Below are 9,283 nucleotides of genomic sequence, written 5' to 3' on the forward strand. Positions count from 1 at the left end.
AAAAAGCCCGCCTAGTTCTTGCCTAGCGGGCTTTGTCCTCATGGCTTCAGCGGTCTTACTTACCCAACTTCAAGAAATCATCCCCCTTGCCCAACTCCAGCAGCCCGGCGTTGGAATACACCTGCAGCTTGGCGCGGGTGTCGGTGATGTCCAGGTTGCGCATGGTGAGTTGGCCGATGCGGTCCAGCGGGCTGAAGGGCGCGTCTTCCACCTTTTCCATGCTCAGGCGCTCCGGCGCGTAGGTGAGGTTGGGGCTTTCGGTGTTGAGCAGGCTGTAGTCGTTGCCGCGGCGCAGTTCCAGGGTCACGGTGCCGGTCACGGCCTTGGCGACCCAGCGCTGGGCGGTTTCGCGCAGCATGATGGCCTGGCTGTCGAACCAGCGGCCCTGGTACAGCAGGCGGCCCAGCTTGCGGCCGTTGTCGCGGTATTGCTCGATGGTGTCTTCGTTGTGGATGCCGGTGACCAGGCGCTCGTAGGCGATGAACAGCAGGGCCAGGCCGGGGGCTTCGTAGATGCCGCGGCTCTTGGCTTCGATGATGCGGTTCTCGATCTGGTCGCTCATGCCCAGGCCGTGGCGGCCGCCGATTTCGTTGGCCTTGAGGATCAGGCTCACCAGGTCGGGGTACTGCACGCCGTTCAGGGCCACAGGGCGGCCTTCTTCAAAGGTGATGCTCACTTCTTCGGCCTTGATGGAGCAGTCGTCGCGCCAGAAGGGCACGCCCATGATGGGGTTGACGATCTTGATGCCGCTGTTCAAGAACTCCAGGTCCTTGGCTTCGTGCGTGGCGCCCAGCATGTTGCTGTCGGTGCTGTAGGCCTTTTCGGCGCTCATCTTGTAGCCAAAGCCGCTGGCGGTCATGAAGGCGCTCATTTCGGCGCGGCCGCCCAGCTCGTCAATAAAGGTTTGGTCCAGCCAGGGCTTGTAGATTTTCAGCGCGGGGTTCACCAGCAGGCCGTAGCGGTAGAAGCGCTCGATGTCGTTGCCCTTGAAGGTGCTGCCGTCGCCCCAGATGTTGACGTCGTCTTCCTTCATGGCGCTCACCAGCATGGTGCCGGTGACGGCGCGGCCCAGCGGCGTGGTGTTGAAGTAGGTCTGGCCGGCGGTGGTGATGTGGAAGGCGCCGGCTTGCAGCGCGGCAATGCCTTCGGCAGCCAGCTGGGGGCGGCAGTCCACCAACCTAGCCTTGATGGCGCCGTATTCCATGGCCTTCTTGGGGATGGCGTCGTAGTCGGCCTCGTCGGGCTGGCCCAGGTTGGCGGTGTAGGCGTAGGGCAGGGCGCCCTTCTTCATCATCCAGTGCAGCGCGGCGCTGGTGTCCAGGCCTCCAGAGAAGGCGATGCCGACCTTTTGGCCGGTGGGGATGCTTTGCAGAATGGTGTTAGACATAAAATTGGCCTCTAGCCCGCATGGATGTTGCGCGAGCAGCTATAAAAAATGGAGCGTTTGCGTCTGCCGGGGGAGCCGCGGGTCAACCACCAATTAGCCGAAATGGCAGATGTAGTGGTAGGCGGCGTGGCCTTCCGTCACGCGGATCTGGAACTTGGCGTTGCCGGGCACGCTGAACTTCTCGCCTTCGCCGCTGGTGACCCAGGTGTCGGTGCCGTCGAGCTTGTAGTCGCAGCTGCCGCCCACGCATTCCATGATTTCAGGGGCGCCGGTGTTGAAGGTCAGGGTGGCGGGCAGGATGACGCCGACCGACTTTTTGGTGCCGTCAGCCAGGGTGAAGCCGTGGCTCACGCACTTGCCGTCGAAGTACACATTGGCTTTGGTGGTGACGGAAACGTTGTCAAAGTGGGTGGTGGTCATGGTGCTGCGTAATAGGAATGGAAATGAGGGCCCGGCGCGCCTGGCACCGGGCAACCAGCGATTTTACGGGAGGCGGGCGGCAAAGGCCGCGTCGCTAAAGCCCACGGTCACCACGCCGTAGCCCCACACCACCACAGGCCGCTTGATGACGCTGCTGTGGTCTTGCATCACGGCCATGGCGCTGGGCGTGTCCACCACGCGGGCCTGGGTGGCCTCGTCCAGCTTGCGCCAGGTGGGGCCGCGGCGGTTGATCAGGGTGTCCAGGCCCACGGCGTCTATCCAGCCGGGTAGCAGGGCGGTGGGCACGCCTTGTTTCTTGAAGTCGTGAAAGGCGTAGTCCACGCCATGGTCCGTCAGCCAGGTGCGGGCTTTTTTGACGGTGTCGCAGTTGGGAATGCCGTAGAGGGTGATCATGGGGCTATTGTCGCAGTGCGCGACAATTCGGGGCTCTATGCCAAACACCACGTCCCCCGCTGTCCCCAATGCCACGTCTTCCCTGCCCGAGTGGCTGGCCTACATAGAAGCCATGCACCCCAAGGGCATCAACGGCATCGAGATGGGGCTGGACCGGGTGCGCAGCGTGGCGCAGCGGCTGGGCCTGCAGTTCAGCTGCCCGGTGTTGACCGTGGCGGGCACCAACGGCAAGGGCTCCACCTGCGCCATGCTGGAGTCCATCCTGGGTCAGGCGGGTTACAAGACCGGGGTCTACACATCTCCCCACCTGGTGCACTTTGAAGAGCGCATGCGCCTGCGGGGCGAGGCTGCAGACGCTAGCAAATTTGTAGCTGCTTGCGCAGAGGTGGAGCGGGCCAGGGCCCAAAACGACGCAGAAATTGCGCTGACGTACTTCGAATTCACCACCCTGGCCATCTTGCTGGCGCTGTCCCGCGAGGGGCTGGACGCCGTGATTCTGGAAGTGGGCCTGGGCGGGCGGCTGGATGCGGTCAACATCATCGATGCCGACTGCGCCATCATCACCAGCATCGACCTGGACCACATGGAGCTGCTGGGCAACACCCGCGAGCTGATAGGGTACGAGAAGGCCGGCATCATGCGCACGGGGCGCCCGGTCATCGTGAGCGACCCGGTGCCGCCGCAAAGCGTGCTGGACCGCGCGCTGGAAGTGGGCGCTGACCTGTGGACGGTGGGGCGGGATTTCAATGTGTCCGGCGACAAGCAGCAGTGGGGCTGGGCCGGGCGCGGGCGGCGCTACAGCGGCCTGGCCTACCCGGCGCTGCGCGGTGCCAACCAGTTGGTCAACGCCTCGGGCGTGCTGGCGGCGCTCACGGCCCTGCGCGAGCAGTTGCCCATCACCGCCCAGGCGGTGCGCGTGGGCTTGTCGCTGGTGGAGCTGCCGGGGCGCTTTCAGATCATCCCGGGCCAGCCCACGCTGGTGCTGGACGTGGCGCACAACCCGCATTCGGTGGCCGCGCTGGCGGCCAACCTGGACGCCATGGGCTTTTACCCCTGCACCCACGCCATTTTTGGGGCCATGGCCGACAAGGACCTGGCGCCCATGTTCGCCAAGGTGGCGCCGCTGATGGATCGCTGGTATTTCACCGATTTGCCCAGCCCGCGGGCGGCCACGGGCGCCGACCTGCAGGCCCAATGGACGGCGCAAAACACCCGCAAAGACGCTTCGGCCCAGGCCTTTGCCACGCCCCTGGACGCGCTGCGCGCTGCCATCGCCGCGGCAGACCCCACTGATAGAATCGTCGTCTTTGGATCGTTCTACACCGTGGGTGGTGTGCTGCAAGAGGGCACCCCCAAGCTGCACGCCAAACACCTCCAGCCCCAAGCTACCTGAACCGTCACCCCACACATGGCATTTTTCAAGTTTCGCAAAGGTGGCGACGAGCAGCCCACCCCACCTACCGCCCCCGAAAGCGTGGAAGTCATGCGCAAACGCGCGCGGCACCGCCTGATAGGCGCTGCCGTGCTGGTGTTGCTGGGGGTCATCGGCTTCCCGCTGCTGTTTGACAGCCAGCCGCGGCCCATTGCGGTGGACATTCCCATCGAGATTCCAGACAAGGCCAAGGTGGCACCCCTAGGCACGCCGCAAGTGGCGGCCAGCAGCGCTGCGCCCTCGCAGGTCAGCGGCGGCATCATCGTGGGCGACACCCCTGCGCCCGTGGCCTCGGCCCCGGCCAAACCCGTCTCCAAGCCCGAGGCGAAACCGGCGCCCAAGCCCGAAACCATCATTACCGAACCTAAACCGGCGCCCAAGACTGAACCCAAGCCAGAGCCCAAACCGGTTGCAAAGCCAGAGGCCAAACCTGCGGCGTCTGTGGACAAGCCCGCTGACAAGGCGGCAGAGGCCGCCAAGGCCCAGGCCTTGCTGGACGGCAAGCCTGCCGCAGCCGCCAAGCCTGCTGACAAGAAGCCAGACGCTGCCACCGGCCGCTTTGTGGTGCAGGTGGGCGCCTATGTCGAAGCGGCCAAGCTGCGCGAAGCACGCCAGAAGGTGGAGAAGGCCGGTTTCAAGACCTACACGCAGGTGGTGGGCGCCAAAGATGCGCAACGCACGCGGGTGCGCATCGGGCCGTTCGCCAGCAAGGCTGAGGCGGAAAAGGCCGTGGACAAGCTCAAGAAGCTGAACCTGCCCGCTGCCATCCTGGAACTCTGAGCGGAGCCTGCCCATGCCGACCCTGGACTGGATTTTTCTGGCGGTTTTGCTGTTCTCGCTGGTGCTGGGCGCTTGGCGGGGGCTGGTGTACGAGGTGCTGTCGCTGCTGAGCTGGGCCGTGGCCTTTGTGCTGGCGCAATGGTTTGCGATGGACGCCGCGCAGTGGATTCCCATCAGCGGTGATGCCGAGGCGGTGCGTTACGCCGGGGGCTTTGTGCTGGTGTTTGTGGCCACGGTGTTTGCCGGAGGCCTGATTGCCTTTGTGGTCAAGAAGCTGGTGGCGGCAGCGGGCATGAGCCCCGCAGACCGCATGCTGGGCGCCATTTTTGGTTTGGTGCGTGGCATGTTGCTGTTGCTGGTGGTGACCGCCGTTGTGGGCATGACGCCCGTGCACACCGCGAACTGGTGGCAGAGCGCCATGGGGCCGCGCATGGCTGGCATGGTGCTCAGCAGCGTCAAGCCCCTGCTGCCCGAAGAGTTTGGCAAGTATTTACCTTGAGAGTGAACCCCTATGTGTGGAATCGTTGGCGTTGTTAGCAATGCACCCGTCAATCAACTGATCTACGACGCCTTGCTGCTGCTGCAGCACCGCGGCCAGGATGCCGCCGGCATCGTGACCCAGCAAGAGCGCAAGTTCTTCATGCACAAGGCCAAGGGCATGGTGAAGGATGTGTTCCGCACCCGCAATATGCGCAGCCTGTTGGGCAACTGTGGCCTGGGCCAGGTGCGCTACCCCACGGCCGGCAACGCTTTCAGCGAGGAAGAGGCGCAGCCCTTCTATGTGAACGCGCCGTTTGGCATTGTGCTGGTGCACAACGGCAACCTGACCAATGCCCATGCCCTGAAGGCCGAGCTGTTCAACACCGACCACCGCCACATCAACACCGAGAGCGACTCTGAGGTGTTGCTCAACGTGCTGGCGCACGAGATCGAAAAAACCACGCGTGGCCTGCCGCTGCAGCCCATGGACATCTTTGCCGCAGTGCGCAATGTGCACAAGCGCGTGAAGGGGTCGTATGCGGTGATTGCACTGATCGCCGGCCACGGTGTGCTGGCCTTCCGCGACCCCTACGGCATCCGCCCCCTGTGCATGGGCACCAATGGCGAAGGCAATGTGATGCTGGCCAGCGAGTCGGTGACGCTGGAGGGCAGCAGCTTCACCTTCGAACGCAATGTGAATCCTGGCGAGGCTGTGTTTGTGGATCTGCAAGGCAAGGTGCACGCCCAGCAGTGCGCCGAGACGCCCCAGCTTTCGCCCTGTATTTTTGAATTTGTGTACCTGGCCCGCCCCGATTCGGTGATGGACGGCATCTCGGTCTACCAGGCCCGCCTGAACCTGGGCGAGACCTTGGCCAAGCGCGTGATTTCCACCGTGCCGCCCAGCGAGATTGATGTGGTGATCCCCATCCCCGAATCGAGCCGCCCCAGCGCGGCGCAGTTGGCCCAGCTGCTCGGCTTGCCCTACCGCGAAGGCTTTGTGAAAAACCGCTACGTCGGTCGCACCTTCATCATGCCGGGCCAGGGCGTGCGCAAGAAGTCGGTGCGCCAAAAGCTCAACGTGATCGCCAGCGAATTCAAGGGCCGCAATGTGCTGCTGGTGGACGACTCCATCGTACGCGGCACCACGTCTAAAGAGATCGTGCAAATGGCGCGCGACGCGGGTGCGCGCAAGGTCTACCTGGCCAGCGCTGCGCCGCCGGTGCGTTTCCCCAACGTCTATGGCATCGACATGCCCACCAGCAGTGAGCTGGTGGCGCACAACCGCACGGTGGAACAGGTGCGCGAGATCATTGGCTGCGATGCCCTGATCTACCAGGACGTGGACGGCATGAAGAAGGCCATTGGCTCGCTGAGCAACAAGTTGGCCGGTTTCGACGCGTCCTGCTTCGACGGTATTTATGTCACGGGCGACATTTCGTCCGACGACATCGAACGCCTGAATGAAAAACGCGTGGGCGGCGACGAAGGCCAAGAAGACACCTCGCGCCTGGCCCTGCCCAACAACGCGGACTGAACGATGGCAGCCCAACAGTTACCCAACGATTTGCACCTGGACACCCTGGCCGTTCGCACGGCCCTGGAGCGCAGCCAGTACGGCGAGAACTCCGAAGCCCTTTACCTCACCAGCGGCTACGTACAGTCCAGCGCCGCCTCCAGCGCCGCGCGGTTTGCGATGGAAGAAGAGGGCTTCACCTACTCGCGCGTGGGCAACCCCACCGTGAGCAGCATGGAGCTGCGCTTGGCCGCGCTGGAAGGCACCGAGGCAGCGGTCGCCACGTCGTCCGGCATGTCGGCCATCTTGCTGCTGGGCATGGCCTTGCTCAAGGCCGGCGACCACGTGATTTGCTCGCAGTCGGTGTTCGGCTCGGTCATTCCCATGTTCAGCCGCGAGTTTGCCAAGTTTGGTGTGGAGACCACGTTTGTGTCCCAGACCGATGTGGCTGCGTGGAAAGCTGCCGTTCGCCCCAACACCAAACTGTTGTTTGCCGAAACACCAACCAACCCGCTGACCGAGGTGTGCGACATCCAGGCCTTGGCCGACATTGCGCACAACGCGGGTGCCTTTTTGGCGGTGGACAACTGCTTTGCCACGCCGGTGCTGCAGCGCCCCGTGACGATGGGTGCGGACTTCATCATCCATTCAGGTACCAAGTTTCTGGATGGCCAGGGCCGTGTGATGGCCGGCGCCATCTGCTGCACCCAAAAGCAGCGGGATGACATCTTCCTGCCGGTCATTCGCACTGCGGGCATGGTGCTCGCACCCTTTAATGCGTGGGTGTTGCTCAAGGGCATGGAAACCTTGGCCATACGCGTCAAGGCCCAGTCGGCCAGCACGCTGGCCGTGGCGCAGTGGCTGGAGGCCCAGCCGCAAGTCGCCCGGGTTTTCTACCCCGGCCTGCCCAGCCATGCCCAGCACGAGTTGGCCATGCGTCAGCAGTCGGGTAGCGGCGGGGCCGTGTTGTCCTTTGAAGTGAAGGCTCCCGACGTGGAAGCCGCACGCAAGAACGCTTTCCATGTGCTCGACAGCATGCAAGTGCTGTCGCTGTGTACCAACCTGGGCGATACCAAGACATTGGCTGCACACCCCGCCAGCACTTCGCATGGTCGCTTGTCAGAGGCGCAGCGCCAACTGGCCGGCATTGGCCAGGGCCTGATCCGCGTGGCAGTGGGCCTGGAACATATTGATGACATCACCGCCGATCTGGCGCGTGGTTTGAACACCCTTTGAACATGAGCAAAATTCGCACGCGCATTGCGCCTTCTCCCACCGGCTTTCTCCATCTGGGCACGGCCCGCACGGCCCTGTACTCCTGGGCCTATGCCCGCCACTTTGGTGGTGAGTTTGTGCTGCGCATTGAAGACACCGATGTGGCACGTTCCACGCAAGACTCGGTGGACCAGATTCTGGCGTCCATGCAATGGCTGGGTCTGGAATACGATGAAGGTCCCATCTACCAAATGCAGCGTCTGGACCGCTATAAGGCTGTGGTGGACCAGCTGATCGCAGAAGGCAAGGCCTACTACTGCTACAGCACGCCCGAAGAGCTGGACGCGGTGCGCGAAGCCAAGAAGGCGCGTGGCGAGAAACCCCTGTACGACGGCACCTGGCGCCCGGCTCCCGGCAAGACCTTGCCGCCCGTGCCCGAAGGCGTGAAACCCGTGGTGCGCTTTTGCAACCCCGCTGACGGTGACGTCACGTGGGACGACTTGGTCAAAGGCCCCATCACCATCAACAACCGCGAGATCGATGACCTCATCATCGTACGTACCGATGGCATCCCCACCTACAACTTTGCGGTGGTGGTGGACGACTGGGACATGCAGATCACCCACGTGTTCCGTGGCGATGAGCACATCAACAACACGCCTTGGCAGATCAATATCTTCAATGCGTTGGGTGCAACGCTGCCCCAGTTCGGCCATTGCCCGGTGATCCTGGGTGACGACGGCCAAAAGCTGTCCAAGCGCCGCGGCGCCGTGAGCGTGACTGCCTACGAGGAGGGCGGCTACCTGCCCGAGGCCATGCTCAACTACCTGGCTCGCCTGGGCTGGAGCCATGGCGACGAAGAGTTGTTCAGCCGCGAGCAACTGGTGAGCTGGTTTGACGGCACGCATCTGAACAAGAGCCCTGCGCAATGGGACCCAGCCAAGCTGTTGTGGGTGAATGCGCAGTACATCAAGCAAGCTGACAACACCCGTTTGGCCCAGCTGGTGGCCGTGCAGCTTGCCAAGCAGGGCATCTCGCTGTCGGACGATGTGATTGCGTCCCACCTGCCGCTGGTCTGCGGTTTGCTGAAAGACCGCTGCGACACCACGGTCGCCTTGGCTGCCTGGGCTGCCAAGTTTTATGGCGAAGTGAATGTGGATGCCGCCGAGAAGGCGCAGCACGTGACCGACGCTGTGCAGCCGGCCATTGCCTTGCTGAAAGACAAGCTCGCCGCCTGCGCTTGGGACAAAGCCAGTATTGGCGCGGCCATCAAGGAAGTGCTGGCTGCCCACGGCCTGAAGATGCCGCAACTGGCCATGCCGGTGCGTGTGTTGGTCATGGGCACGGCGCAGACGCCGTCGCTCGACGCTGTGCTCGAATTGAGTGGCAGAGAAAAAGTTATCTCCAGACTTGCCTTGGGCTAAAAAACTTGTATATAATTTGAGGCTCGGAAGTTGAATGCAAAGCTCAAGCAAAACTTGGCGATGCGTTCAGGAAATTGGGGGTATAGCTCAGCTGGGAGAGCGCTTGCATGGCATGCAAGAGGTCAGCGGTTCGATCCCGCTTACCTCCACCAATTCTTCTGATACGGATACGTTCCAAGGTTTTGACCCTATCGTCTAGAGGCCTAGGACATCACCCT

At 63.0% G+C, this 9,283-nt stretch carries 9 protein-coding genes and 1 tRNA gene; 7 read left to right on the top strand and 3 right to left on the bottom strand.

Annotated elements, in window-relative coordinates; translation table 11 throughout:
• Positions 1–55: 55 nt before the first annotated feature.
• The 3 genes from argG to CHU94_RS06025 all read right to left on the bottom strand — a co-directional run bounded on the left by argG (position 56) and on the right by CHU94_RS06025 (position 2,221).
• Positions 56–1,387 (bottom strand): argininosuccinate synthase, encoded by a 1,332-nt coding sequence (gene argG, locus CHU94_RS06015; protein ID WP_094477752.1) that lies wholly within the window; start codon positions 1,385–1,387, stop codon positions 56–58.
• Positions 1,388–1,480: 93 nt separating this feature from the next.
• On the bottom strand, positions 1,481–1,807 hold the full coding sequence (locus tag CHU94_RS06020) for a pyrimidine/purine nucleoside phosphorylase (protein ID WP_094477754.1): 327 nt from the start codon (positions 1,805–1,807) through the stop codon (positions 1,481–1,483).
• A gap of 63 nt (positions 1,808–1,870) precedes the next feature.
• Positions 1,871–2,221 (bottom strand): ArsC family reductase, encoded by a 351-nt coding sequence (locus CHU94_RS06025; RefSeq protein WP_094477756.1) that lies wholly within the window; start codon positions 2,219–2,221, stop codon positions 1,871–1,873.
• Between the two features lie 37 nt (positions 2,222–2,258).
• Between CHU94_RS06025 and folC the strand changes: the two genes are divergently transcribed.
• The 7 genes from folC (at position 2,259) to CHU94_RS06060 (ending at position 9,217) form a co-directional block, all read left to right on the top strand.
• Positions 2,259–3,614 (top strand): bifunctional tetrahydrofolate synthase/dihydrofolate synthase, encoded by a 1,356-nt coding sequence (folC, locus tag CHU94_RS06030; RefSeq protein ID WP_094477758.1) that lies wholly within the window; start codon positions 2,259–2,261, stop codon positions 3,612–3,614.
• 15 nt (positions 3,615–3,629) lie between these two features.
• On the top strand, positions 3,630–4,433 hold the full coding sequence (locus CHU94_RS06035; protein WP_094477760.1) for an SPOR domain-containing protein: 804 nt from the start codon (positions 3,630–3,632) through the stop codon (positions 4,431–4,433).
• A 13-nt stretch (positions 4,434–4,446) separates the two neighbouring features.
• Complete coding sequence (locus tag CHU94_RS06040; protein WP_094477762.1) at positions 4,447–4,932, top strand: CvpA family protein; 486 nt, start codon at positions 4,447–4,449, stop codon at positions 4,930–4,932.
• Positions 4,933–4,944: 12 nt separating this feature from the next.
• Positions 4,945–6,447: an amidophosphoribosyltransferase gene (gene purF, locus CHU94_RS06045; protein WP_094477764.1), complete on the top strand. Its 1,503-nt coding sequence runs from the start codon at positions 4,945–4,947 to the stop codon at positions 6,445–6,447.
• 3 nt (positions 6,448–6,450) lie between these two features.
• Positions 6,451–7,662 carry an O-succinylhomoserine sulfhydrylase gene (locus CHU94_RS06050; protein WP_094477766.1) on the top strand — a complete coding sequence of 404 codons (1,212 nt, stop codon included), beginning with the start codon at positions 6,451–6,453 and terminating at the stop codon, positions 7,660–7,662.
• 2 nt (positions 7,663–7,664) lie between these two features.
• Positions 7,665–9,065, top strand: coding sequence for a glutamate--tRNA ligase (gene gltX / locus CHU94_RS06055; RefSeq protein WP_094477768.1), 1,401 nt, complete (start codon positions 7,665–7,667; stop codon positions 9,063–9,065).
• Between the two features lie 76 nt (positions 9,066–9,141).
• Positions 9,142–9,217: transfer RNA gene (locus CHU94_RS06060), tRNA-Ala, on the top strand.
• The last annotated feature ends 66 nt before the right edge of the window (positions 9,218–9,283 follow it).

This window comes from Rhodoferax sp. TH121, from assembly GCF_002251855.1.
In the GTDB taxonomy this organism is placed as follows: Bacteria; Pseudomonadota; Gammaproteobacteria; order Burkholderiales; family Burkholderiaceae_C; genus Allorhodoferax.